Annotated in this window: 26 protein-coding genes; 15 read left to right on the top strand and 11 right to left on the bottom strand. The window is 74.0% G+C overall.

Annotation, left to right across the window (positions count from 1 at the left end; translation table 11 throughout):
- The first annotated feature begins 35 nt into the window (after positions 1–35).
- Positions 36–797 carry a histidine phosphatase family protein gene (locus HN031_RS19895; protein WP_216652642.1) on the top strand — a complete coding sequence of 254 codons (762 nt, stop codon included), beginning with the start codon at positions 36–38 and terminating at the stop codon, positions 795–797.
- Entirely contained in the window at positions 790–1,683 is an 894-nt protein-coding gene (locus HN031_RS19900; RefSeq protein ID WP_172274534.1) for an NAD(P)H-hydrate dehydratase, read from the top strand. The genes HN031_RS19895 and HN031_RS19900 overlap by 8 nt, the downstream gene beginning before the upstream one ends.
- Positions 1,684–2,071: 388 nt before the next feature.
- On the opposite strand, the gene HN031_RS19905 is transcribed toward HN031_RS19900, so the two are convergent.
- A complete protein-coding gene (locus tag HN031_RS19905) occupies positions 2,072–3,433 on the bottom strand; it encodes an HNH endonuclease signature motif containing protein (RefSeq protein ID WP_172274537.1) in 1,362 nt (453 codons plus the stop codon).
- Positions 3,434–3,548: 115 nt separating this feature from the next.
- On the opposite strand from HN031_RS19905, the gene HN031_RS19910 reads away from it, so the two are divergent.
- Positions 3,549–4,514, top strand: a complete 966-nt coding sequence (locus tag HN031_RS19910; protein WP_172274539.1) for a hypothetical protein — start codon at positions 3,549–3,551, stop codon at positions 4,512–4,514.
- Positions 4,515–4,524: 10 nt separating this feature from the next.
- Here the strand turns inward: HN031_RS19910 and HN031_RS19915 are convergent, their stop codons facing one another.
- A complete protein-coding gene (locus tag HN031_RS19915; RefSeq protein ID WP_172274542.1) occupies positions 4,525–5,124 on the bottom strand; it encodes a DUF6461 domain-containing protein in 600 nt (199 codons plus the stop codon).
- Positions 5,125–5,276: 152 nt separating this feature from the next.
- Between HN031_RS19915 and HN031_RS19920 the strand changes: the two genes are divergently transcribed.
- The 3 genes from HN031_RS19920 to HN031_RS19930 all read left to right on the top strand — a co-directional run bounded on the left by HN031_RS19920 (position 5,277) and on the right by HN031_RS19930 (position 6,857).
- Complete coding sequence (locus HN031_RS19920) at positions 5,277–5,537, top strand: DUF4287 domain-containing protein (RefSeq protein ID WP_172274545.1); 261 nt, start codon at positions 5,277–5,279, stop codon at positions 5,535–5,537.
- A gap of 101 nt (positions 5,538–5,638) precedes the next feature.
- Positions 5,639–6,145, top strand: coding sequence for a SigE family RNA polymerase sigma factor (locus HN031_RS19925; RefSeq protein WP_172274547.1), 507 nt, complete (start codon positions 5,639–5,641; stop codon positions 6,143–6,145).
- Between the two features lie 4 nt (positions 6,146–6,149).
- Positions 6,150–6,857 (top strand): hypothetical protein, encoded by a 708-nt coding sequence (locus HN031_RS19930; protein WP_172274550.1) that lies wholly within the window; start codon positions 6,150–6,152, stop codon positions 6,855–6,857.
- Positions 6,858–6,868: 11 nt separating this feature from the next.
- On the opposite strand, the gene HN031_RS19935 is transcribed toward HN031_RS19930, so the two are convergent.
- Positions 6,869–7,519, bottom strand: coding sequence for an SDR family oxidoreductase (locus HN031_RS19935; RefSeq protein WP_172274552.1), 651 nt, complete (start codon positions 7,517–7,519; stop codon positions 6,869–6,871).
- 33 nt (positions 7,520–7,552) lie between these two features.
- On the opposite strand from HN031_RS19935, the gene HN031_RS19940 reads away from it, so the two are divergent.
- The 4 genes from HN031_RS19940 to HN031_RS19955 all read left to right on the top strand — a co-directional run bounded on the left by HN031_RS19940 (position 7,553) and on the right by HN031_RS19955 (position 10,306).
- Positions 7,553–8,368 carry an aminoglycoside phosphotransferase family protein gene (locus HN031_RS19940; RefSeq protein ID WP_172274555.1) on the top strand — a complete coding sequence of 272 codons (816 nt, stop codon included), beginning with the start codon at positions 7,553–7,555 and terminating at the stop codon, positions 8,366–8,368.
- 75 nt (positions 8,369–8,443) lie between these two features.
- Entirely contained in the window at positions 8,444–9,007 is a 564-nt protein-coding gene (gene efp / locus HN031_RS19945; protein ID WP_172274558.1) for an elongation factor P, read from the top strand.
- A 4-nt stretch (positions 9,008–9,011) separates the two neighbouring features.
- A complete protein-coding gene (gene nusB, locus HN031_RS19950) occupies positions 9,012–9,422 on the top strand; it encodes a transcription antitermination factor NusB (protein ID WP_172274560.1) in 411 nt (136 codons plus the stop codon).
- A gap of 77 nt (positions 9,423–9,499) precedes the next feature.
- Positions 9,500–10,306, top strand: a complete 807-nt coding sequence (locus HN031_RS19955) for a DUF1206 domain-containing protein (RefSeq protein WP_172274563.1) — start codon at positions 9,500–9,502, stop codon at positions 10,304–10,306.
- A 4-nt stretch (positions 10,307–10,310) separates the two neighbouring features.
- Here HN031_RS19955 and HN031_RS19960 read toward each other — a convergent pair whose 3' ends face one another.
- The gene (locus HN031_RS19960) at positions 10,311–11,009 is read right to left on the bottom strand and encodes a TetR/AcrR family transcriptional regulator (RefSeq protein WP_172274565.1); all 699 of its coding nucleotides are present in this window, start codon (positions 11,007–11,009) and stop codon (positions 10,311–10,313) included.
- 53 nt (positions 11,010–11,062) lie between these two features.
- Between HN031_RS19960 and HN031_RS19965 the strand changes: the two genes are divergently transcribed.
- Entirely contained in the window at positions 11,063–11,896 is an 834-nt protein-coding gene (locus HN031_RS19965) for a serine protease (protein WP_172274568.1), read from the top strand.
- Positions 11,897–11,916: 20 nt separating this feature from the next.
- Here HN031_RS19965 and HN031_RS19970 read toward each other — a convergent pair whose 3' ends face one another.
- The 3 genes from HN031_RS19970 to HN031_RS19980 all read right to left on the bottom strand — a co-directional run bounded on the left by HN031_RS19970 (position 11,917) and on the right by HN031_RS19980 (position 16,598).
- Entirely contained in the window at positions 11,917–12,807 is an 891-nt protein-coding gene (locus tag HN031_RS19970) for a hypothetical protein (protein ID WP_172274570.1), read from the bottom strand.
- Complete coding sequence (locus HN031_RS19975) at positions 12,804–14,933, bottom strand: hypothetical protein (RefSeq protein ID WP_172274573.1); 2,130 nt, start codon at positions 14,931–14,933, stop codon at positions 12,804–12,806. The genes HN031_RS19970 and HN031_RS19975 overlap by 4 nt, the downstream gene beginning before the upstream one ends.
- 135 nt (positions 14,934–15,068) lie before the next feature.
- A complete protein-coding gene (locus HN031_RS19980; RefSeq protein ID WP_172274576.1) occupies positions 15,069–16,598 on the bottom strand; it encodes an ATP-dependent DNA ligase in 1,530 nt (509 codons plus the stop codon).
- Between the two features lie 59 nt (positions 16,599–16,657).
- On the opposite strand from HN031_RS19980, the gene HN031_RS19985 reads away from it, so the two are divergent.
- The 4 genes from HN031_RS19985 (at position 16,658) to HN031_RS20000 (ending at position 19,293) form a co-directional block, all read left to right on the top strand.
- Complete coding sequence (locus HN031_RS19985) at positions 16,658–17,272, top strand: FMN-binding negative transcriptional regulator (protein WP_367650827.1); 615 nt, start codon at positions 16,658–16,660, stop codon at positions 17,270–17,272.
- 11 nt (positions 17,273–17,283) lie between these two features.
- On the top strand, positions 17,284–17,895 hold the full coding sequence (locus tag HN031_RS19990) for a hypothetical protein (RefSeq protein WP_216652643.1): 612 nt from the start codon (positions 17,284–17,286) through the stop codon (positions 17,893–17,895).
- A gap of 56 nt (positions 17,896–17,951) precedes the next feature.
- On the top strand, positions 17,952–18,587 hold the full coding sequence (locus tag HN031_RS19995) for a hypothetical protein (protein ID WP_172274579.1): 636 nt from the start codon (positions 17,952–17,954) through the stop codon (positions 18,585–18,587).
- A 100-nt stretch (positions 18,588–18,687) separates the two neighbouring features.
- Positions 18,688–19,293, top strand: a complete 606-nt coding sequence (locus HN031_RS20000; RefSeq protein ID WP_172274582.1) for a DUF6518 family protein — start codon at positions 18,688–18,690, stop codon at positions 19,291–19,293.
- Positions 19,294–19,314: 21 nt separating this feature from the next.
- Here the strand turns inward: HN031_RS20000 and HN031_RS20005 are convergent, their stop codons facing one another.
- Genes HN031_RS20005 through HN031_RS20020 form a run of 4 tightly spaced genes read right to left on the bottom strand, consistent with a single transcriptional unit; the run spans position 19,315 to position 24,549 of the window.
- Complete coding sequence (locus HN031_RS20005) at positions 19,315–21,057, bottom strand: sugar phosphorylase (RefSeq protein WP_216652644.1); 1,743 nt, start codon at positions 21,055–21,057, stop codon at positions 19,315–19,317.
- On the bottom strand, positions 21,054–22,415 hold the full coding sequence (locus HN031_RS20010; protein WP_172274585.1) for a glycoside hydrolase family 36 protein: 1,362 nt from the start codon (positions 22,413–22,415) through the stop codon (positions 21,054–21,056). The genes HN031_RS20005 and HN031_RS20010 overlap by 4 nt, the downstream gene beginning before the upstream one ends.
- A complete protein-coding gene (locus HN031_RS20015; RefSeq protein WP_172274588.1) occupies positions 22,412–23,497 on the bottom strand; it encodes a Gfo/Idh/MocA family protein in 1,086 nt (361 codons plus the stop codon). Before HN031_RS20015 ends, HN031_RS20010 begins: the two co-directional genes overlap by 4 nt.
- Positions 23,494–24,549 (bottom strand): zinc-binding alcohol dehydrogenase, encoded by a 1,056-nt coding sequence (locus tag HN031_RS20020; RefSeq protein ID WP_172274591.1) that lies wholly within the window; start codon positions 24,547–24,549, stop codon positions 23,494–23,496. Before HN031_RS20020 ends, HN031_RS20015 begins: the two co-directional genes overlap by 4 nt.
- Positions 24,550–24,553: the final 4 nt, after the last annotated feature.

The raw sequence follows: 24,553 nt of genomic DNA on the forward strand, positions 1-24,553 counted from the left end.
GAGTGGACGATCCGGACGAGCGACGTGGAGGACCTGTGGGCCTGACGAGGGTGCTGCAGGGGCGGCACGGACCGGTCGAGCTGGTGCTGGTGCGCCATGGCGAGAGCGTCGGCAACCTCGCCGACACCGAGGCGCGGGACGCCGAGGCCGAGCGCCTGGACCTCTCCGCCCGCGACGCCGACGTCGAGCTCTCGCCCAACGGCGAGGAGCAGGCGCGCACCCTCGGACGATGGGTCGCGGGGTTGCCCGACGACGGGCGTCCCGACCTCGTCGTCAGCTCGCCCTACCGGCGTGCGGCAGACACGGCGCGGACCGCCCTCGGCGACCTCGACGCGGAGATGCTGCTGGACGAGCGGCTGCGTGAGCGCGACCTGGGGGTCTTCGACGGGCTCACCGGCAAGGGCATCCGGGCGAGCTACCCCGAGGAGGCCGAGCGCCGCTCGCACGTGGGCAAGTTCTACTACCAGCCACCGTCCGGCGAGAGCTGGGCGGACGTGGTGCTGCGCGTGCGGAGCCTGCTCGCCGACCTCCGCGAGGGGTACGACGGCGCACGGGTGTGGCTGTTCACCCACCAGGCGGTGATCATGTCGTTCCGCTACGCGCTCGAGGGCCTCGACGAGGCGGAGCTGCTCGAGATCGACCGCACGATGCGCATCCCCAACACGTCGGTGACCCGCTACCGCCGCCGGGACGACCGGCTGGACCTTGTGGACTTCGCCGACGACAGCCACCTCTCGACGTCGCCGGCGGAGAAGACCGAGGAGCCCGACCACGGCGGCGAGGCGCGCGATGCCTGAGGGCGTCCTCGTCGACGCCCACCTGCTGCGCGACTGGCGCCTGCCCGAGCCGGGGTCGGACAAGGAGGAGCGCGGGCGGCTCCTCGTCGTCGCGGGCAGCCGGACCACCCCCGGTGCCGGCCTGCTCTCCGCTGAGGCCGCGCTGCGCGTCGGGGCGGGCAAGGTGCGGCTGCTGACCGCTGCCGCCTGCGCGCCGACGATCGCGGTCGCAGTGCCCGAGCTCATGGTGACGGGACTGGCCGAGGACGCGGACGGCAACATCGACGCGGGCGAGGCCGATCAGGTCGTCGACTGCGCGGGCGACAGTCACGCGATCCTCCTCGGACCAGGCTTCAGCGACCCCGACGGCGCCGCTGACCTGGTGGAGCGGATCGCCCCGCGGCTCGAGGGCACCGTCGTGATCGACGCCCTCGCCTCGGCGTACGTCACCCAGGACCCCGAGCGCGTCGCCGACCTCGCCGCCACGGTGGTGCTGACCGTCAACCCCGGCGAGCTCGCCCGCTGCCTCGGGGCGGACGAGGACGACGTGCAGGCGGACCTCGTCACGCACACGGTCGAGCTGGCCCGGCGGACCTCGGCCGTCGTCCTCTGCGGTGGCCCGACCAAGGTCGTGGCGCACGGCGACGACCTCTGGCGGGTCGAGGCGGGCAACGTGGGCCTCGGCACGGCCGGGTCGGGTGACGTCCAGGCCGGCCTGGTCACCGGTCTGGTCGGCCGGGGCGCCGAGCCCGCGCAGGCGGCGGTGTGGGGAGCCTTCCTGCACGCGACCGTCGGCGACCGGCTCGCCGCGCGCGTCGGTCCCGTCGGCTACCTGGCCCGCGAGCTGGCCGGCGAGGTGCCTCCGCTGCTGGCGGAGCTGGCGCAGAGGTCCGAGCGGCACGACTGAGTGCCGCGGGGAGTGACGAGCACGGTGGTGGAACAGTCGTGCTGGCCCTGCTCGGACCTCTCAGAACGTCGCAGTGTTCAGCCGCTGCTGGCTGCCCTCGGGAGCGGGTGATGGCTGAGCACGCTGCCGCCGCTGTACCCGCCGGGCCCGCCACGCGCGGAGCATCGCAGTCGACGCCCCGCCGGTCGATGTTCCCCTGCAAGGACGCAGCCGTGGAGCCGAGGTGCTCGACGAAGCACATCGGGTCGCCGTGGCGCCTCGGCTTGGCGGCGGTTCTCTCGCAGCGATGCTGTGAGCGGTCGTACAAGCGCAGCCTGACTCGACCCGAGGCGCGAGCCACCGCCGAGGTGTTGCCGGTGTTGGTGTCAGCGAGGTCGTAGTCGCGAGCTCAGGCCCGGACGGTGCCGCGGGGAGTGACGAGCACGGTGAGTCCCGCGGGGCCCGTCCACAGGTAGGAGCCCGGTCCGGTGCGTTCGTAGCTCCAACGACCGGCGGTCTTCGCGCGGTGGTGTCGCCGGCACAGGGGAGCGAGAGACGCGGGGGAGGTCTGGCCCGGCGGTCCGCCGTCACCCGGGTCCTCGAAGGGTTTGCGATGATCGAGGTCGCACTGCCGGGCGGACCGACCGCACCAGGGGAACACGCAGGTCTCGTCGCGAAGCCGGACCTGCTCGGCCATGCGGGGCGGCGGGTCGTGGCGGTCGACGGACCAGCGGTCGTCCGCGGCGACGTGCAGGACCGGTTGCACGGTCACGCGGGACCGACCGACCCACTCGCGGATCTTGTCGAGGGTCACGGGGCCGAGCGACTCGCCGGAGCCGGTGGCGGTCGGCTCGTCGGTCACGACGTCGCTGAGGGAGGCGTGCAGGTAGAGCCGTACCGTGGCGCCGCGCCGGGCCAGCGCCTCGCGTCGTGCCTGCTCGCGTGCTCCGAGGTCTCCCCGGTCGACCAGGCTCGTGAGGTCGAGCCGGGCCTGCGCGTCGGCGATCACGCCCAGCGCCTTGGCCTTCCGGACGCCGAGCTCGTCGGTGTCGCCGAGGGCGCCCAGCGCCTCGGCCTCGGCACAGACGACGTCGTTGAACCGGGTCAGGTCGAGGGTGTCTCCGATGGCGCGGAGCTCAGAGGTGCCGGAGCAGCGATGGGGGTCGGGGTGCACCAGGACCACGTCCCACGTCGCGCGCGCAGCTGCCTCACGGTCGAGCTGCGCCTCCCCGTCGCAGCGGGCGGCCGCCTCGGCGACGAGGCGGTCGAGGGCGGCGGCGCCCAGTGAGGAGGCCCGGCCGGCGACCTGCCGGTCGACCCAGCGTGCGGCGTCGACCGACAGGTGCCGGGTGCGGCTCGCCACCCGACGCGCCTTCCAGACCGGGACGAGCAGCGCGCGGGCCTGGTCCCAGAGCAGGGGAAGGCGGTGGTGCAGGTCGAGGGCGTCGGCCAGCACGCTGGACGCCGAGGTCGGCGAGCAGCCGAGGGCCACGGCCAGGGGCTCGGAGGTGAAGGCCGCGACTGCCGGCGTGCCGGCACCACCGAGCGTCTCGGGCTCGGTGAGGACGGACGGAAGCACCGGGCCCTCGGGCGTCTCGCAGGAGTCGAGAGCGGGGTGCGCGACGGCCCACTGGTAGGCGATGCGGAGCTTGTGGACCTCGCCCTCGCGGAGCACCGCCTCGATCTCGGCGGCCTCGGACAGCAACGCACGCTCGGTCAGGTCCGTCAGGTCGGTGACCTGCGGCTCGACGGAGGTGGCGGTGCCCTTCATGGACCTACTCAACCAGAGCCCACCGACAGTCGGATGTGTCCGCGCAACGAGACTGTGGAGCAACGATTCGGTGACGTCCGTTGCGTTCTTCCTGGTCCCTCGCGACCCTCGTGCGATGAGATCGGTGAGGGCATCGGCCGCCGCGGCGCTGGCGGCCGCGGTGCTTGCTGGCTGCAGCGGCAGCACCGAGCCCGACACCCTCCCGCTCGGTGACTCCGCGGCGCAGGTCCCACCCGGACTGGAGGTCGGGTGCCCACCGGACGACACTGCCCTGCGGCTCCCGATCGGCGACCTCCCACCTGGTGCGGCAGGCGTGCGCCTGTGTCCGGGCGCGCCCGTCGTCGGGCGCGACGGCACCCGTCATGGGCCGTTCGTCCAACCGGTTAGTGACGAGCTCACCACGGGCGTCGAGTCGCTCGTCGACCTGGTCAACGGACTGCCGGAGCACGAGCCCGGGGCCTGCCAGCTGGACGGGGGCCCGCTCCTCGTCTACTGGTTCCGATACCCGGACGGCGACGCTCGAGCGGTCGCGTACGGAGAACGCGGATGCCACACCCTCACCGCGGGCGAAGGCCTCGTGCGCGAGGACGGCGAGAAGCTCGCCCACGCGTTCGCGGACGCACTCCGCTCACAGCGCGCCGCCTCCGCACCTCCGGTCATGACGCAGGAACGTCGGAAGACGCCGAAGTGCGGGCTGCCGAACACCGAGACCCCCGTCAGCATGCTGCCGCAGCTGCCTCCGACGATGACCGACGCCACCTGGTGCCAGGGCGTGGCCCCCTACCGCATGCAGACGGCGTCCGTGCCGGCGTCACTCGTACGTCGCCTCAACGAAGGGCTGGTGGGGGAGCCTGTCGAGGGCCGGGACCCGTGCAAGCCGGTCACCTACGGCCAGTCGATCGAGGGCGTCAACGAGTGGGGTGACCGGGTCTCCTACTGGGTGGTCTCGGACTGTCGCATCCACGCCCGCGTCGGCTACGGCCGCGACACCGCGATGGCGACGTTCGCTGCCGCACCGGAGCTCGTCCGGGCCCTGAGGGCGCTGCCGCCGACCGCGGTCCTGCGGTGGAAGCGCGAGTGAATCCGAGGCGTCACCCCTCGTACTGCAGCTGGCGCACCGCGACCACCGTCGCGTCGTCGCCCTCCAGCCTCGCGGCGTCGGCAGGCGTGAGGCGGATGCCGGTGATCACCTCGGCCATCGCAAGACCGACGGCGTTCGTGTCGTCCTCCTGTGCCTCCGACTCCTCCTGGCCCAAGTCGACCCACGCCAGGTCGAACAGCGCGCGGATCTCCTCGGGCACCGACGAGCGGTCCTCCACGAACCTGTACTCGTCGTCGTCGAAGAGCAGCTCACCGTCGCGGGCGCACCCGAACCGGCCGTGTGCCTGGATGTTGTCCCGCACCACCGCGGCCGCACGGCCGCCCTCGGACAGCGCCACGAGGACGGCGTTCGGCGGATCCGCGTATCCCGTGTCCTCGCAAGCGATCACCCCACCATCGACCTCGGCGAGCGCGTACGTCGCCCAGATCGGCTCGTCGCCGTCGAGCTCGTCCTCGGGCACGCTTCCGAGGGCCACCCCACCCAGCGCCTCGACCACGTCGCTGACCGAAGCGCCGCGAACGACCAGCGTGGTCTCGTCCCCGATCACCAGGCTCCTGTAGTGCTCCACCAGCTCTGCTGTGTCCCCCATGGGCCGCAGCCTAGAGAGTCGGACCGGGCGCAGACAGCGGTTCCGGAGAAGCAGGCACGCGAGCGGATGCCTAGGGTCGTCGGCACGTCCAGCAGCCGTGACGGCTCCCCGCCGGCACCGCACCCCGCACTCCCACGACAGGAGCAGAGCCGATGAGCGGCTTCCAGACCTACCTCGACAACGCCGAGCGCCAGACCGGCGTGACCCCGCAGCAGTTCCTCGACATGGCCACCGAGCGCGGCTTGCGCCAGGCCAAGGCGGGCGAGGTCATCGCCTGGCTCAAGAACGACTTCTCCCTCGGCCACGGCCACGCCGCCAACCTCGCCCAGCTCATCACCAAGGGGCCCGAGGCCACCGCCACCAAGTACGGCGACGACGGGGTCCTGCACCTCGACGGGCTCGCGGCCCGCTGACGGGGCGGCACCACCCGAGCCTGCCCTCAACCTTTCCGCCTCGCCCGCCGTCAAGAGGGCGAGGGTGGGAGGTTGGCACCCCAGGGACGAGAGGGAACGGGATGGACGACGCCACGAGAGCCGAGTTCGCGGACTTCGTGACGGTGCAGGTACGACCGCTGCTGGGGTTCGCGCACGCCCTCACGGCCGACCCGCACGATGCCTGGGACCTCACCCAGGAGACCTTGGCGCGGATGGGGGAGCGGTGGGGACGCACGGCGTACGACGCCCCGGGGGCCTATGCCCGCACGGTGATGGTCCGGCTCAACATCGACCGCATCCGGCGGCTGCGCCGTGAGCTGCCCCGGTCCACCGCCGGGCCGGACGTCGCCGTGCCCGTCGAGCACCTCGACGGCATGGACCCGTGGCTCGTGGACGCCCTGGCCACGCTCTCACCCCGCCAGCGCACGGCGCTGGCCCTGCGCTACGTCGAGGACCTCGACGTCCGGGGGATCGCCGAGCGGATGGGCTGCTCGGAGGGCACCGTCAAGAGCCAGCTGTCCCGCGGCACCGAGCGCCTGCGCGAGCACGCCCGCGACCGCGGGCTGCTCACCACACGAGAGGGATGACGCGATGACCGAGCAACAGATCAAGGACGGCTACGAGCGGCTCGACTCCGCCCTGCACGCGCCCTCGGACGCCGTCGACCGGGTCGAGAGGCGGATGGGGGCGCGTCGACGGCACCGCCGCATCGGCGCCGCCGCCGGCACCGCGGTCGTCCTGGCCGCGGTCGGGGGCTATGCCGTGGCGTCGACGGGTGGGTCCGACGACGGTCGCGACGGGCTCGTGGCCGTCGACCCGCCGCCGTCCGGCCTGGTGATGACGCGCCCCGACGGGTCCACGTTCGTGTTCGACGACCTGACGACCACCTGCGCCCCGCGCGGCCTGGGAGGCGGCTCCGCCGGCCGTGACCGCGACCTGGTCAGCCTCACGAGCCCGGTCCTCGTCGAGGGCGAGCGGGTGACGCAGCCGTTCATCATCGTCGACGCGTACGCCGACCGGCTGCAGCAACCGAGCACGCTCTCGCTGCCGATCGAGGGCGCCGACGGCTCCTCGGAGTCGCTGCCGCTCACCCTGTTCATCGCCGACACGGAGGGTGGCCCCGACGGCAACGAGGTCGTCAGCTCGGCGCCGAGCACCGGCACGGTGCGGGTCGTGCGGGCCTCGTGCGAGCCGACCCCGGTCCTGGAGATCGAGGTCGACGTCACCCTCGCGAGCGAGGAGCAGACCGCCGACGGGCAGCCCAAGCAGTCGTTGCGGCTCGAGGGCGTCGTGCGCTGACCGCTGTCGCGTCAGAGCGAGGCGAGCCAGTCGTCGACCGGGACGTCGCCGTCCCCGAAGACCAGCGTCCGGCGGGAGGCACGCCGGTCGTCGAGCACCGCGAGGGCGACCTGCGCGACGAGCTCGCGCGAGGTGACGTCGCCGTCGTTGAATCCCGCGCCGGGGTTGACCGAGCCGGATCCCGGCTCGAGGGTCAGGGTGCCGGGGCCGAGAACCGTCCAGTCCAGGCCGGTGCTGCGGAGGTGCTCGTCGGCTGCGATCTTGGCGTCCTGGTAGTGGCGGAACGGGTTGTCCTCCGGCACCAGCACGTCGGGGGAGGACCCGGAGAAGGACACCATGACGTAGCGGCCGACGCCCGCCCTGGCCGCGGCGTCCATCGACCGGATCGCGGCGTCGCGGTCGACGGCGTAGGTCCGCTCCGGGCTGCCGCCGCCGGCTCCCGCGGACCACACCACGGCGTCCTGGCCGGCGAGGAGGTCGGCGAGGGCGTGCTCGTCGGCGTCCTCCACCGAGGTCACGCGCGCGGTCGCGCCGGTCGCCTCGACGTCGCCCACGTGGTCGGGGTTGCGGACGACGGAGGTGACCTGGTGCCCTGCCTCGACCAGCATCGGAGCGAGGAGGAGCGCGATCTTGCCGTGTCCGCCGAAGATGGTGACTCGCATGGTGGCGACGGTACACACGGCTACGGTGTCGCGGTGCAGACGTCCACCCACGGCGTGACGATCGGTGCCTGCGAGGTCCGCAAGGAGTTCGTCGCCGACCACGAGGCGCAGGCCGAGCGCGAGTGGGCGTGCCTGACCCTCCTCGCCGAGCACGCACCCGGCCTGGCTCCCCGCCCGCTGCGCCGCGAGGACGGCGAGACGCCGGTCATCGTCATGGAGCGGGTCCCCGGGAGCCCGCTGGCAGCCCGGCCGCTGGACCACGCGCAGACCGCCGCCCTCGGCGCCACGCTTCGCCGGCTCTACGACGTACCCATCGAGGCGGTGCGAGCCGCGGGGATCGGCGAGCGGAGGTACGGCGCCCGCCAGCACGCGCGGCTGCTGGTCGAGTGGCTCACGGACGACGTCGACCTGGGGGAGTGCCTCGACCCGCCGCTGGTGTCCAAGGCGCTCCAGCTGGCGCGTGCGTACGTCGCCGACCCGCCGCTGCCGGAGCCGCGCGACACGGCGCTCGGGATCGCCGACCTCAACCCGCCCAACGTGCTGTGGGACGGGCGGGTGGTGCGGCTCGTCGACTTCGAGGACGGCGGGCTCAGCGACCCGGCGTACGAGCTGGCCGACCACGTCGAGCACCTCGGCAGCCGTCTGCCCGGCGTCTACGACCCCGGTGCACTGGTGGCGGCGGTGGGGCTCGGCACGGAGGACCGGCAGCGGATGGCGGCCTACCGGCCGCTGTGGGCCGCGTTCTGGCTGGCCATGCTGCTCCCCGGCAACGGCGGGTGGCGGCGCAACCCACGGGGGACCACCGAGGCGCAGGCCGCGCATTTCATGGCTCTCGCGGGCCAGCACTAGACTTGCGGGTCGGCGCGCAGCCCCCACCCGCGCGGCCGGCCCATCGACAACTCGACGAAGGCGGACGAAGACCACATGGCAAGCACCAACGACCTCAAGAACGGCATGGTCCTCAAGATCGAGGGTCAGCTCTGGGCCGTCGTCGAGTTCCAGCACGTCAAGCCGGGCAAGGGCCCCGCGTTCGTCCGCACCAAGCTGCGCAACGTCGAGTCGGGCAAGAACGTCGACAAGACGTTCAACGCCGGCACCAAGGTCGAGACGGCCAACGTCGACAAGCGGACCATGCAGTACCTCTACAACGACGGATCGTCCTACGTCTTCATGGACACCAGCACCTACGAGCAGATCGAGGTCACCCCCGAGGTGGTCGGCGACGCCAAGAACTTCATGCTGGAGAACCAGGAGGCCATCGTCGCCACCAACGAGGGCCGGGTCCTGTTCATCGAGCTCCCCGCGTCGGTCGAGCTCCTCATCGCCGAGACCGAGCCGGGCCTGCAGGGCGACCGCTCCACCGGCGGCACCAAGCCCGCCACGCTCGAGACCGGCCACACCATCGCGGTGCCCCTCTTCATCACCACCGGCGAGAAGGTCAAGGTCGACACCCGCGACTCGTCCTACCTCGGCCGCGTCAAGGCCTGACCAGGTGGCTGCCCGCTCCAAGGCCCGCAAGCGCGCGCTGGACATCCTCTTCGCCTCCGAGCTCCGCTCCGAGGACCCCGTGATGGCGCTCGACCGCGCCATCGAGGCGGGCGAGGGCCCGACCAACGACTACACCAGCACCCTGGTGCGGGGCGTGGTCGATCACCTCGCCCGCATCGACGAGGTGCTCACCACCTACAGCAAGGGCTGGACGCTCGGCCGGATGCCGGCGGTCGACCGCAACGTGCTCCGCATCGGTGTCTACGAGCTGCTGTGGGGCGACGAAGACGTCCCGGAGACCGTCGCCGTGAGCGAGGCGCTGCACCTCGTGCAGGACCTCTCCACCGACGACTCCCCGGCCTTCGTCAACGGTCTCCTCGGCTCGATCATGCGCGACCGCGCCAGCCTCGTCTGACGGCCCGTCCGCCGCGGCCTCACCCCCAGGGGTCCGCGGGCTCGTCGGGGTGCCGTCGCAGGCCCTAGGTTGACGACATGAACGCCTCCGACACCGCCGAGCAGGTCCAGCAGAGCGACTGGCTCGACCACGCGATCCGGGTGGGGCTGGTGGCCTACGGCGTGGTGCACCTCCTGATCGCCTTCCTCGCCGTCCAGCTGGCCCTCGGCGAGAAGGAGGACAGCGCCTCCAACACCGGCGCCCTGCACTACCTCGCCGAGCAGCCCCTCGGGGCGGCGATGGTCTGGGGGGTCGCGGTCGGCATGCTCCTGCTCGTCGTGTGGCGGCTGCTGGAGTTCGCCTTCGGCTACCGCGAGGAGTCCGACGACACCAAGCGCTGGCGCAAGCGGGCGACCTCGCTCGGCAAGGCGGTCATCTACGGGGCGCTCGGCTGGAGCGCGGTCAGGACCGCGCTCGGCGACGGCTCCAGCGGCGGGACCGACTCGACCACCGCCAAGCTGATGGACCTGCCCGGTGGGCAGCTCATCGTCGGCGCGGTCGGCCTCGCCGTCATCGCGTACGGCGGCTCGCTGGTGTGGCGCGGCTGGACCGAGAAGTTCACCGAGCACCTCGACGCGCAGGGCCAGTCGGGCAAGGACGGGTCGGCCTACGTCCTGCTCGGCAAGATCGGCTACATCGCCAAGGGCATCGCCATCGGCATCGTCGGCGGGCTCTTCGCCTACGCCGCGATCACCCACGACCCCAAGAAGTCCGGCGGCCTCGACCAGGCCCTGCAGACCGTGCTGGAGCAGCCGTTCGGCCAGGTGCTGCTCATCGCGATCGGCCTGGGCATCGGCGCCTACGGCGTCTTCTGCTTCGCCCGCGCCAAGCACCTGTCCCGCTGACCGGCTAGCGGGGCGCTCCTGCGGCCACGGCGAGGGCCGAGGCGACCATGTGGTCGCGCACCTGCTCGCCGGTGACACGGCTGATCCGCGGCACGCCGGGCGCCTCCTCCGAGACGAGGAGCGCCACCCGGCCGAGCTGCAGCGTGCCGAGGCCGCTGGCGTAGAGCATGTTGGCGAGGAGGCCCGGGTCCTCGACGTGGAAGTCGCCCGTGGCCGCTCCGGCCTCGATGGTGCGGGTCAGCACCGACAGGCACCCGGTGATCGCCTGCCCGAGGCGGTACATCGCGCTCTCGCTGACCTCCTCGAGGAGGTCGCCGCCGGGTCGTCGCATGATGGCCTGGGCGCAGTCGACGAAGGCCGGGTGCGCCAGCCCGTAGTCGACGAAGGCCCCCACCAGCCGCTCGAGCTGGGCGCGGGGCTCGTCGGTGGTCGAGGCGGCCTGCTCGAGCGCCACCCGGAGCTCGTCGAGGTACTGCACCAGCGTGAGGCTGAACAGCTCCTCCTTGCCGGTGAAGTGGCGGTAGATGATCGCGCGGTTGATGCCGACGGACCGGGCGATGTCCTCGATTTGGGCGTCCCGGACGCCGCGCTCGTCGAAGAGGCGGCGGGTCGCGGAGATGATCTCGGTCTCGCGGCGGCGCCGGCGTGCGGCGGCGGTGCCCGTGCGTGCGGGGACCGCGGCTGGCGCCGACTCGCTGCTCATGGGCCCAGTCTAGGGAGCGCGAGGCCCGGCACCGCCTGTGGTTCGATGCCGGCATGGCCCGCCACGGATCCCGCCGCCTCGTCGCCGCGCTCGTCCTCGCCGCGCTGGGCGGCCTCCTCGTCCAGCCGTCGGCCGGTGCCGCAGCGGCTCCGTCGGAGAGGTTCGCCGGGACGGCGCGGCTCCCCGGCTGCTCCGGCGCCGTGGTCCGCTGGCCGGCCGCGCTCGACAGCGACCGCGCGGTCGTCCTGACCAACGGCCACTGCGTGCGCCTGCCCTTCCTCGGCGCCCGCGAGGTGCTGGTGGACCAGGAGCGGTGGACGAGGATCGGGCTGCTCGACGGCCGCGGCGAGGTGGCCATGGAGGTGCGGGGCGTCCGCCTGCAGTACGCGACGATGTTCCGCACCGACGTGGCGCTGCTGGAGCTGCGCGAGACGTACGCCGACCTCGCCGCCGGCGGGGTGACCCCGATGGCGCTGTCCCCGCACGGGCCGTCGCGGGGCACGGAGGTCCGGATCCCGTCCGGCTACTGGGGCGAGCAGCGGGCCTGCACCACCCGCGGGTCCGCCCACCGCGTGCACGAGCGCTCGTGGGACTGGTGGCGCTCCATCCGGCTGCCCGCCCGCGGCGGCTGCTCGATCCGCGGGGGCTACTCCGGCTCGCCGGTCGTGGACCGGGCCACCGGCCTGGTCGTCGGCATCGCCAACACCGGCTACGTCGGCGGCCGCCCCTGCGTCGACTCGGCGTGCGAGGAGGACCGGCACGGCGTCGTACGCCTGCGCAGGCAGATGAACTACGGCCAGCAGACCGCGTGGCTGCTCACTTGCATCGGCTCGGACCGGATGTTCGACCTCTCGGTCGCGGGGTGCCGGCTGCCGCAGCCCCGCTGAGGGCGCGCACCCGGGCGCGGCTAGGACAGGTCCTTGCGCAGGTGCACGTCCGCGACGCCGGCGCCCTGCTCGAGGAACGTACGACGCGCGTCGGCGTCGTGGCCGTAGACCCGCAGGTGCACGTCGCGGACCCCGAGCGCGTCCACGTGGCGTCGGAGGGCGCCCAGGAACGACGGCGTCAGTCGCTGTCCCCGGTGCTCGGGGAAGAGGTCGATGGTGTTGCCGTAGAAGTCCAGCGCGCCGTCGCGCTCGACCAACGTCGCCCAGGCGCGGCCGACCGCGACCCCGTCGACCGTGCCGGTGATCAGCAGCTCGTCCTCGGGCGGCGGGTCGTCGCCCAGTCGTGCGAGCCGGGCCTCCAGCTCGTCCAGCCGTGAGCCGGCGACGTCGACGACCCCGGCTCGAGCCATCCCGGCGCGCAGCTGCTCGCCCACGTCGGCGACGAAGCGGGTGCGCTCGTCCGCGTCCATGGGCCGCACCGACACCCGGCGGTCCTCCTGCAGCTCGGTCGCCGAGCCGGGGTCGAGCCGCTTGGCGACGGTCGTCATGGTCGCCCGGAAGCCTGCGTCGCCGAAGACACCGGCCAGCTCCGGTGCGACAGCCGTGGTCAGCGTGGTGGCGCCGCGAGCGCGGACGTGGGACTCCAGGGCGGCGATGACGGCCGCCCACGGCCCGGTCGCGTCGCGCGGGAGCGAGGTCTGGAGGACCCGCACGACGCAGAGCCGCCGGCCCGCGTCGTCGGTGTGGTCGAGCAGTGCCCCACCGACCCGGACCCCGTCGACCGTCAGGCTCACGGCCTCGCGGTGGGCGCCCTCGGGCGCCTCGGGCAGGGGCGCACCGGCGGCCGAGCCGGACGCCTGCCAGGCGTCCAGCTCGGTCCCCGGCATCGGGTCGACGCGGGCGGTGCTCATCGAGCCCGGAACGTGTCCGAGGTGAAGGCGGTGAAGCGGGCGTTGGGCAGGAGCCGCACGCGGTAGCGCGTGACGCGGTTGCCGTTGCGGTCGCGGACGGTCAGCGAGGCGTCGCCCTTGCGGTCGAGCCTGAGCGTCCTCACCACGAGCCAGTGACCGTCGGCCACCCGGGCGTGGACCCGGATCCTCTCCCCGGCCGCGGTGGCCGGGCCGGTGACCCGCAGGCGATCGGCGCCGGTGTCGGAGCCTGACCCGGTCAGCCGGAGGCTGACGCTGCCCTTCACGGGGTCCGTGCCCACCGGCGGCGTGACCGGCGTGACCGGGGCGGCGGCGGTGAAGTCGGCGGTCGCGTCGATCGAGTCGCCCAGGCCGCGGGCGGTGACGCGCAGCCGGCCACCCGTCTCGGCCGGGTTGCCGGCCTCGGCGGGGTCGGCGAGGACGACGGAGAACGTGCCGTCGTCGGCGGTCGCGAGCGAGCCCTCGAGGGCTCGCCCGTCGCCGACGACGAGGCCGGCGTCGGCCTGCGTGCCGGGCGCCTGCTCGGTGCCGCGGGTGTAGCCGAGGTCGATGGCACGACCGGGAAGCGGCTGGCCCTCCACGGTGAGGGAGCCGGTGTACGTGATCCTCCCGCCGGACGGAGCCGTGCCCGCGACAGGAGTCAGGCCCAGGACGGCGTCGCCCGCGACGAACGTCACCAGCTCCGGTGCCGCGTCCGCCGGGCTGCCGGGGGTCGAGAAGGCCAGCGTGTAGGCACCGTCGGGTCCGGCAGCGTCGAAGGGCACCACGAGGCGCCCGGCCGCGTCGGTCGTCGCCTCGACCGGTGTGGCGCTCTGCTGGCCGCTCGGCTGCAGCGCGTAGGTGATCTGCTCCTCGCTGCCGAACGGCTTGCCGGCGCCGTCGACGAGCTGGAGGGCGATGTCGCCCGGGGCGTGCTCGCGGTCGTCGAAGACGGCGCCGTCGGCGAGCACCGCCTCCACACCCTCGAGGACGGGCACGTAGGCGGAGGTCGCAACGACCTCGGTCGCGACGTCGACGCCCTCGTCGAAGCCGTCCGCGTCCGTGGTGTTGGCGTAGTAGGTCTCGGTCGAGCTGTTGGGCTGCTCGGCGGTGACGAGGCCCAGAGCATCGGTGTAGCCGACCAGACCACCGTCGGAGGTGCGGCGCACCTCGGCGCCGACAACGGCGCGTTGGCCCTGGTCGAGGACGGTGATGCCGACCGTCGTCCGCTCGGGACCCGCGACGGGGTCCGCAGACGCCGTGACGGACGTGATCGTCTGCGCCTGCAGGAGGGCGGGCTGGACGGTGTCGCTGCCCCGCTCGGCGCGCACCGCCAGGGCGTCGCCGTCCGCGGCGTCGAACCCGGCGATGTCGAGGACGCCGGTGAAGCGGCCGCCGTCGACGGTGACGAAACCGCCGGTGGGGTCGAAGGAGACCTTCAGCGGGGCGGGGCTCACGGCGGCGTCGACCTGTCCACGGAAGGCGCCGACGGCGGGGTTCCAGGCCGACAGCTCGACGACGCCGTCGGTGGCCGAGGTGGTGCCGCTCACCGCGAGCAGGCGTCCGGTGCGACCGGAGTCGGCGTAGGGCTGGGCGAAGAACGGCCCCAGCGTGGAGAAGCCGATCCCGGGAGCACCGACGGAAACGGCGTCGACCGGCGAGCCGTCACCCGAGATGGCCACCGTCCGGGGGACGGAGGACGTCACCGTGGCGGGGGCGTCGTCGGTCGCCGCGGTGGTCTCCACCGCGCGGACCGCGACGGACGTGCCGACCAGGGCCGGCTCGGGCTGCCAGTCGAACGACACGTACGCGCCCTGGACCGTGCTCGTCGACGACGGCACAGGCGTCCAGCCGGCGGTGGAGTCCCCGGCCGCGGGATCCGCGTTGTACTCGAACGAGACCGTGGCGCCGGGGTCGACCCGCTGGGCCGTGAGCGTCACGCTCCTGGCGCCGCCGGCGAAGGTGTCGCGGTCGAGCCGGACGGACGCGAGTCCGTCGGCCTGGCTGAGCAGGAGCGGGCGGGTGGTCTCCGCGGCGGAGGCTGGTGCCGCGCTCACCGCCAGTCCCGTGATCACGAGCGCGCTGACGGCGCTCACCGCCAGTCCCTGACCGAGCTTGCTGAGCTGCATCGTCACCCTCTGCGTCCGACGCCCGCGTCCCCACTGACCGGGCGAACCTCGCCGACCCTAGGTGAGCACGGACGGGCCCGATGGCGAATTGGGGAAACGGTGGAACGGCGCTGGCGGTGCGGTGGGACGGGCGCCTCACCCCGCCACGTGGCTGCGCACCGTCTCGATCGTGTCGGCCTCGGCGGCGCCCTTGTCGTCGCGGTAGCGGACCACCCGCGCGAAGCGGAGGGCCACGCCGCCGGGGTAGCGCGTGGAGCGCTGGAGACCGTCGAAGGCGATCTCGACGACCTGCTCGGGGCGCACCTCGACGACGTAGCTGTCCCGGATCGTGGTGGGGGAGACGGCCAGCTCGGTGAAGCGCTCGGTCTGCCACGCGAGCGTCTCGTCGGTCATGCCCTTGAACGTCTTGCCGAGCATCACGAACCCGGTCGGCGACGCGTCGTCGCGCGCACCGAGGTGGATGTTGGAGAGCCATCCCTCGCGGCGGCCGGAGCCCCACTCGACCGCCAGCACGACCAGGTCGAGCGTGTGGACGGGCTTGACCTTGACCCACGCCGACCCGCGCCGTCCGGCGGCGTAGGGCGCGGAGAGGTCCTTGAGCACGACTCCCTCGTGGCCGGCGGCGACCGTCTCGGCGGCGAAGGAGTCGGCGGCCGCGGCGTCGGCGGTCACGAGCCGGCGGACGCGGTGCCGCTCGGGCACCAGCGCGTCGAGGGCGGCGAGCCGCTCGTGTCCGGGGGAGTCGAGCAGGTCCTGGCCGTCGACGTGCAGCAGGTCGAAGAAGTGGGGGGTGACCGCGACGCCGGTGTCCTGCGCGGTGCGGCTGGCGGTGTCCTGGAAGGCGAGCGGGCGGCCGTCGTCGGACAGCGCGAGGGCCTCGCCGTCGAGGACGAAGCGCTCGGCGGGCAGCGAGCGCGCCACCTCCACCACCTCGGGCAGCCGCGTGGTGATGTCGTCGAGGCTGCGGGTGACCACCAGCACGTCGTCGCCGTCGCGGTGGACCTGGATGCGGATGCCGTCGAGCTTGGCGTCGATCGCGACCTCGGTGGCGCCGTCGGGGGAGAGCCCGGCCATCGCGGTGGCCACGTCGGGAGCGCTCGAGGCGAGCATCGGCATGACGGGGCGACCCACCTCGAGCCCGATGCCGGCGAGCGCCTCCTCGCCGGCGAACGCCGCCCCGGCCGCAGCGACGGTGCTGCCGGCGAGCATGGCGGCACGGCGCACGGCGGCGAGCGGCACGCCGGCCACCTGCGCGACCGCCTCCTGCGTGACGGCGTCGAGGGCTCCCTGGCGGATGTTGCCCGTCACCACCGCGCGCAGCCACGCCTGCTCCGCAGCGGTGGCCCGGCCGAAGAGGTCCTCCACCGCTGATCGGCGGGCCTGCTGGGAGCCGGTGCCCGAGATCCGCGACATGGCCTCGAACGCCTCGTGCACGTCGAGCACGGACAGCGACGGCTCGTCGGCGGGCGGTGGCAGGTCGCTGACGCCGCGCCAGCCCAGTCCCGTGCGCCGCTGACGGAGGGCGCCGCCGAGGTAGGACACGACGACCTCGAGCTCGTCGGGACCGACCCGGCCGAGCAGCTCGGCGAGCGCGACCACCTTGGCCTTGCGGGAGCGGGTGGCGGCGACGGCGGCGGAGGTCGCGACCAGCTCGGCGAGCAGCATGCGCCCATCCTGCCGCCACCCACCGACAGGCGCTCCCTCCGTGCGGGCAGGATGGGGGAGTGACCGACCCCCAGCTCTACGTCCCGCGCTTCAACGTGATGGACCCCGACGACGTGCGCGGGTTCGTCCACGCCGTGGCGGCCGCCCAGCTGGTCACGGTGGGGGAGGACGGGCAGCCCGACGCGACCTTCCTCCCGGTCCTGTGGGAGGGCGACCGGCTCGTGGGCCACCTTGCCCGGGCCAACCCGCACTGGCGCCGGATCGTCACGGGGTCGCCGGCCCTCGCGGTCGTCACGGGGCCGGACACCTACGTGTCGCCGTCGTGGTACGCCGCCAAGGCCGAGCACGGCAAGGTCGTGCCGACGTGGAACTACTCGGTGGTCCACCTCCGTGGCCGGGTCACCGTGCACGACGACCCGGACTGGGTGCGCGCCCTCGTCACCCGCCTGACCGACCGCCACGAGGAGCACCGTGCGGACCGGTGGCGGGTCACCGACGCGCCCGAGGACTACGTCACCAAGAACCTCCGCCCGATCGTGGGCGTCGAGCTCGTGGTGGAGTCCGTCGAGGCGAAGGCCAAGCTCAGCCAGAACCGCTCGGACGCCGACCGCGCCGGCGTCGCCGCCGGGCTCGCGGCCGACGGCGCCGACCCCGACGGCCTGGTGGCCCCGTGATGGCCGGCCGCGTGCGTGAGCGCTTCCACGGGCGGATCGCTGGCGTCGGCAGCACCAGCGGCGTCCGGGTGGTCGTCGGACGGTGGGACGCCTCGCCGTGGGGCTCCTTCGCCGACGTGATGGTCGAGGACGCAACCGGCCACCGCGTGCTGCTCGCGCCCGACGAGCGGGTGCGCGAGTTCGTCGCGGCGACCTACACCTTCGACGAGCACGTCATCGAGCCGGTCGAGGTGCGGGACACCGCCGGCGGCTGGCTGGTCGAGACGCCGTCGCTGCGCCTCCACCTCGTCACCGGGCGTCGTACGCCGCTGGGCGCGGCCCTCGGACTGGTCCCGGCGCGGGTGGCGACCGCGCCCGCCTGGTGCGCCGTGGCCGACCCCGTGGCCCGCGTGGTGCTGCGCGGCGTCCGGACCCGGGGGACCGCCGGCAACGACCGGCGCGAGTGGTACGGCGCGACCTCGGTGCACGCCGTCGTCGCCGTCGACGGGTCTTGGCGCGGAGCCGACCTCGGACACCTGGCCCCCGTCGACCCGCCCTGCAGGTTCGGCTTCTCCTCCACGCCGAGGCGGCCGTCGGTGACCGACGTGGTCACGACGATCGAGCGGCCCGCCCAGGACCGCTAGGCACGGATCCGTCCGTTCCGGGGACGCCCGCCCCCGGGCGTGGGTAGCGTCCTGGGGTGAAGTTCAGGACGGTGCTGGTGGGCGCCCTCGTCGTCATCGCGGTGGCGGTCGGCGGCATGGTGGCGAGCTCGTGGACGGACATCTCCGGACTCGTCTCCGGCGCCCGCGCGAGCTCCGAGCTGTGCTCGACCTTCGACGAGGACGAGCGGCTCGACCTGATGGGCGTCGAGACGCCGACGCGGATGCTGGACGTCGAGGGCTCCCTCGACCCCTACACGTGCCGGTGGTCGACGTCGGACCCGAGCCAGGGGTCGTTCGTGCAGGTGGTCGCGGCCCCGGCGGAGCAGTGGGCGGCGAGCGTCGCGACCGCGCTGGCGTCGCAGCCACCGGCCGGTGACCCGCGACGCGTGCGGCAGCTGCGCCGGGCGGCGGCGCAGCCGATCGCGACCGGCGCCGACGGGTGCCGCTTCACGCGGAGGCTGTTCCGGCTCGGCGGCGCCCCCGACGGCGCACCGCGGCTGGTGGCGGAGGCGCTCTCCACGATGGGCGAGCCGATGATGATGGCGCAGAGCTGTGTCGACGGTCGCTACGCCGCGGTCATGGTGGCCAAGCCCGCCGTGGCGGTGGACCAGGCCCTGGCGCGCCGGACCGACCGGGCGCTCCGTCGGCTGGAGGAGTCCCCGCAGGACTGAGCGGGCGTCCCCTCCTCCGCTGGTGCCGATCTCCGGCACCCAGGTGCCGCCCGCGGCCGAACCGGGTGACGACCCCGTCCGGTGCACCCACGATGGAGCCATGATCGACCTCCGCCGCACGTCCGGGATCACAGCCGCCGTCGTCGGCACGAGCCTGCTCCTGGGCGGGCTGACCTCCTGGGCCCAGGGCGTCCTGCCGGACGCGCTGGCGCCGTTCGCCAACTCGCCGTCGGGCTGGACGCTGTTGACCGTCCTGGTCGTGGCCACCGCCCGGCCCTCGCTCGGAGCGGGTGCGGCGCTGGGCGTGGCCTCCTTCGTGAGCCTCGTGCTGGGCTACACCGCGGCCTCCGAGCTGCGAGGGCTGAGCTACGACCCGATGCTCTGGGGTGTCGTCGGCGTGGTCGCCGGGCCCTTCGTCGGTGCGGCAGCCGCAGCGGTCGTGCACAGCCGCGCCGTCGTCGCAGCGGTGGGCGCGGGCGTCCTCGCCGGCGTGCTCGTCGCGGACGGGATCTACGGCCTGACCGTCGTCGGCGGCTCCACCAGCCCGGTCTACTGGAGCCTGTGCCTCGTGGCCGGCTGCGCGCTCGTCGGGACCACCGCGGTGCGGTTGCGCAGTCCTGCGGCCGCTGCCGGCGTGGTGGCCAGTGCTGCAGCGGCGACCGGGGTGCTCACCGTCGGCTACGGCGTGCTCAACCAGATGTCCTGAGGCCCTGCCCCGACTGACTCGTCAGGAGTCCGGACGGAGCCAGGCGTAGCCCCACGCCCCGACCACCAGCGGATCGGCGTGCTCGCCGGTGACCACGTCGGTGCCGCTGAGCGGCAGGGTGATCTCCTCGCCGGTGACGTTGGTGACGCAGACCAGCTCGTCGGCCGTCCCCTCGCCGCGCACGAGGACGAACACCCGGTCGTCGAGGCGCAGCACGCGCTGGGTGCCGAAGGGCGAGAAGGCCTCGTGCCGGCGTCGCACGTCCATCAGGTGCCGCATGCCGTCGAAGACCGCGCGTCGGCGCGGGTCGTCGCGCAGCTCCTCCGCCAGCCGGTCGGCGTCGAGGACGGCGCGGTTGATGCGCCGGTTGATGCGACTGGTCACCATGCCCTCGAGGTCGGGCGGGGAGCCGACCAGCGAGTGGTAGTAGATCGCCGGCACCCCGAGGAACGCGAACAGGATGCTGTGCGCGGCCAGGGCCTTCGCCGCCAGCACCGCGGGGTCGCCCGCCTCGTCGACCGTGCAGAGGGCGTCGAGGTAGCTGAGGTTGAGCTCGTAGACCGCCCGGGAGCCGTCGGGCCGCCCGGCCCACGACACCCGCCCGCCGTGCGAGTGCGTGCGCTGCACCAGGGCGTCGCGCTCGGCGTCGTCGAGGATTCCCTCGGTCGCCCGCATCCCGATGCCGTCGTGGCTGGCCAGGAAGTTGAACCACGTCGCCGTGTCGCTCACGGGCCCGACGCCACCGGCCCACTCGCTGAGCCGCGCCGTCGACTGCGCCACGAACGAGTGCAGCACGAGCGGCGGCAGCGCGAACTGGTAGACGAGGTGCGCCTCGTCGTGGCCGTCGCCGAAGTAGGAGATGTTCTCCGCGTGCGGGACGTTGGTCTCGGTGAGCAGCCGGGCACCGGGCGCGACGTGCTCGACGAGGGCCCGCCAGACCTTGATGACGGCGTGCGTCTGCGGCAGGTGCAGGCAGGTGGTGCCGGACTCCTTCCACAGGAAGCCGATGGCGTCGAGGCGTACGGCGGAGGCGCCGCGCCCGAGGTAGCCCAGGAGCACGTCGGTGAGCTCGACCAGCGCGCCGGGGTGGCGGACGTCGACGTCGACCTGGTCGGCGCCGAACGTGGTCCACGCGCGCACCGTGCTGCCGTCGGGGCGCTCGAAGGGATGGAACAGGGGGGTGGTGCGCGGCCGCACCACGCGCGAGACGTCGAAGCCGGGATCCTCCTCGAGGTAGAAGCCGTCGTAGGCGGGGTCGCCGGCCAGCCAGCCGAGGAACCACGGGCTGTGGCTCGAGGTGTGGTTGGCGACGAAGTCGAACATCACGGTGCGGTCCGCCGCCAGCTCGGCGACGTCGTCCCAGCTGCCCAGCGACGGGTTGACCACCCGGTGGTCGACGACCGCGAACCCGTCGTCGGAGGTCCACGGGAACATGGGGAGCAGGTGGACGTCGCTGAGGACCTCGCCGACCTGCTCGCGCAGGAAGGCGGCCAGGGTGTGCAGGGGGGCCTCGTCGCGGCGCCGGATGCCGTCGGCGTAGGTGATCAGGCACGAGGTGCGGTGCGTGGGTGACGGCACCGTCCGGCCCCGCAGTGCGGCGGCGTGCGCGTCGGCGAGCCGCACGAGCCGACGCGTGACCTCGGCGTGCCCGTCGGGGTAGAGCAGCCCGACGTGCGGCGCGATGCGAGCGGCCAGGTCGTCCCCCGAGTCGTCCCCGAGGTCGTCCATCAGGTCGTCCCCCGGGTCGTCTGCCGTCCCGGTCACGACGCCGCTCCCTCGTCCTGGGCGACCCGCGCCCCGCGCCGCAGCACCTCGGTGGCCAATGGCGCCGCGGTCCCGCCGTCGGCCAGCAGCCCGCGCACCGTGTCGAGCCCCCACGCGTCGAGCTCGCTGATCCGGTCGGAGAAGGAGCGCAGGCCGCCGAACGCCTGCGCGGCCTCGGCCCACCGCTCCCGCGAGCCGTAGGAGGGGCGTACGACGACGCAGTCGGGGTCGTTGACCCACAGCCGGCCCTGCTGCCAGGCCCGCGCGGCAATCGGCATGAGCCCGCGCAGGCCGCCCGAACCGTCCTCGCCGCCCTCGTGGAAGGTGTCGGGGGAGACCCGCATGACGTCGACCAGCCCGACGCTGGGCAGCAGCGGCGCGCCGCACCCGACGAGGAGCACGTCGGGACCGACGACGTCGCGCACCAGCTGGAGCCCGCTGCGGTAGGCCGCGACCTCGTCGACGTCCTCGTGGCGGCGACCGGGCACTGCGCCGCCGTAGAGGAAGTCGAGCTTGAGGTAGTCGACCCCCGCGTCGACGAGCGCGCGCAGCGAGTCGGCGAGCACCTCGCGCACGCCCGGGTGCGTCAGGTCGAGCCCCACCAGGTCCTGGCCCCAGTTGTGGCCCGCCGGCCCCACCAGCCAGTCGGGGTGCTCGCGGGCCATGGTCGTGTCGGCGCCCACGAGGAACGGGGCCAGCCAGGCCCCCGCGCGCCGGCCGCTCGCGCGCACGTCCTCCACGACACCGGGCAGCGAGCCGAAGCGGTCGGACGGTCGCAGCAGCTCGCCGAACCCGGCACTCCACCCGTCGTCCACGAGCACGACGTCGACGCCCAGCTCGTGCCGGTCGAGGTCGCGCACCGCCTCCGCGACGTCCGCTGCGGTGACGGCCTCGAAGAAGCGGTACCAGGAGCACCACACGGTCGGTGGGTCGGACAGCGGCGGACTCGTGGCGGCCAGCGCGTCGCCGTAGGCCACCAGCGCGGCCTCGCCGCCCGCCGGGTGCTCGCTGGTCGTGACCGGACCGCTGGAGCGTACGACGACGCGGTCGCCCTCGAGCGTCGCGTGGATCGACGGGACGACCAGCAGGTCGTCGGTGGCGTAGCACCGTGCGGGGGCGCCGGTGCCGGGGTCGACCACCAGCAGGCCCTCACCCTGCACGCCGCTCGCCGGCACGGGCGTGCCCGGGCGGAACCGCATGAGGTGCTGCCATCCCTCCGCGGGTGCCCGCCCGGTGGCGGTCACGGGGTACCACGTGGCGGGGCTCCAGCTCTGCCAGCCCTCGGCGTACACCCGGCCGCCGCGGGGGTCGACCGGCACCTCGTCGACCACGTCCGTGCGGACCGCTCCCTGGCTCACGCCGCCACCTCCACCGGCACGCCGCCGCGGTCGGCGGAGTCGCGGGCGGCGAGCACGAGCCGCACGGAGAGGGCGGCGTCGGCCGCCGAGTTCTCCGGTGACCGGTCCTCCTCGACCGCACACATCAGCTCGCCCATCGCGGCGGCGAAGCCGTCGACGAACCACGCCCCCTGCAGGGGGATGCTCGTCGACGACGTGCCGTCGTCGAGGTCGAGCCGGTCGGAGTCGAGCAGCACGCTGCCGCGCAGCGTGCCGGTGGTGCCGTGCACCCAGAACGGACAGCCGGAGCGGGACGACACGGCGCTGCCGGGGATGCGCAGCGTCGCCGTCGCGCCCGACTCGGCGGTCATGGACAGCGTGGCCGACCACGGGTTGCGGGCCTGCGCCGGCTGGCCGGGGACGCGCGAGTCCGAGGCCTGCACCGACACCACGGGTCCGGCCCCGCCGTCGAGGAGCCACGACCGGGTGATGTCGACCCAGTGCAGGAGGTAGTCGGTGAGCAGCATGTGGGGGACGTCGTCGAACGGCGTGCCGGCCAGCGGCGGCAGCGGCTTGTCGTGGACGTGCGTCACCCCCACCACGTCGCCCACCGCCCCATCGCGCACGAGCAGCGTCGCGGCCCGCCACGGCGGCGCCCAGCGACCGTTGTGGTTGACCGCCACCCGCACCCCGGCGCGGTCGGCGGCCGCGAGCACCTCGGGCAGCCGGTCGAGGTCGTCGGCCGAGAGCGTCAGGGGCTTCTGCGCCAGCACGTGCTTGCCGGCGTCGACGGCCGCGGAGATCCACGCCAGCCGGTCCTCCGGTCCGGTGGCGAGGTCGACGAAGCGCACCGCCGGGTCGGCCAGCAGCTCCTCGGCGGAGCCGTAGACCCGCCGCACGCGGGGGAAGCGCTCGAGCAGCCCGTCGGTCGTGCGCGAGCTGCGGCTCCAGACGCCGGTCACGCCGACGCCGTGCTGCTCGTAGGCGGGCAGGTGCGCGGACTGCGCGATGGTGCCGGCGCCGAGGACGGCCACCCCGCCGCGGTCAGCCGGGAAGCGGGGCCGGGTGTCCGGCACCCCGACGCCGTCTCCGCCGGGACTCACCGGTCCTCCGGGGCGGCCGGGAACCGGAGCACCGCCTGGAGGACGTCGTCGTCACCCCGGTCGAGCCGCTCGAAGATCGCGGCCACGTCGGTCGCGTCGACGACGTCGGTCACCAGCGACCGTACGTCGACGCGACCCCGTCGCACCTGGTCCATGAACGTGCGGACGAGCCGGGCCTGGTCCCAGCGGGGACCGAGCGCCAGCGGCGTGCCGCTGATCTGGCTGGCGACGATGCGGACGCGGTTGTGGTGGAACTCCTCGCCGAGGCGGAGGTGCTCCGCCCCGCCCTGGTAGAACCCGGACGCGACCACCGTCCCATCGAGCACCACCGAGCGCACCGCCTCCTGCAGGGCCCGGGTGGTGCCGCTCAGCTCGATCGCCGAGTCGACGCCGCCGCCGCCGGACCACGCGCGCACGTGGGCGCCGGCCCCGCCCGGGACGTCGGGCGCCAGCACCTCGACCGCGCCCATGGCGCTGGCGGCGTCGCGCCGCTGCGCCACGCCGTCGACGGCGACCACGTCGGCACCGCCCAGCACCGCGAGGCGGGTGGCGAGCAGGCCGATCACGCCCTGCCCGTAGACCGCGACGCGGTCGCCGAGGCGTGCCTCCGCGGCGAGCACGGCGTTGAGGGCGATCGCCCCGACCCGCGCGAAGGTGCCGCCGAGCGGGTCCTCCCCGGTCCAGGTGCGGTCGCGGAGGGCGGCGGCCGGCACGACGGCCTCGCTGCGGTGCCCCCAGATCCCGTGCACGACGTCGCCCACCACCGGTGCGTCCACGTCGTCGGCGACCTCGACCACCTCGCCCACCTCGGAGTAGCCCCACCCCTGGACGGGGTAGGCGAAGGACGGCTCGCCGTCGACGAACAACCGGCGCTCCGGGTCCCAGGTGCGGGTGAGGTAGGGGTTGGAGCCGCGGTAGGCGGTCAGCTCGGTGCCGGCGGAGATGCCGGAGTACCACGTGCGGATGCGCACCGAGCCCGGCACCAGGGGCTGCTCGTCCACCGGGACGAGCGACACCTCGAAGGGCGCGGTGAACGAGACGACGTCGGGCACCGGG

The sequence above is a fragment of the Nocardioides sp. zg-1308 genome, assembly GCF_013155375.1.
Lineage (GTDB): Bacteria > Actinomycetota > Actinomycetes > Propionibacteriales > Nocardioidaceae > Nocardioides > Nocardioides renjunii.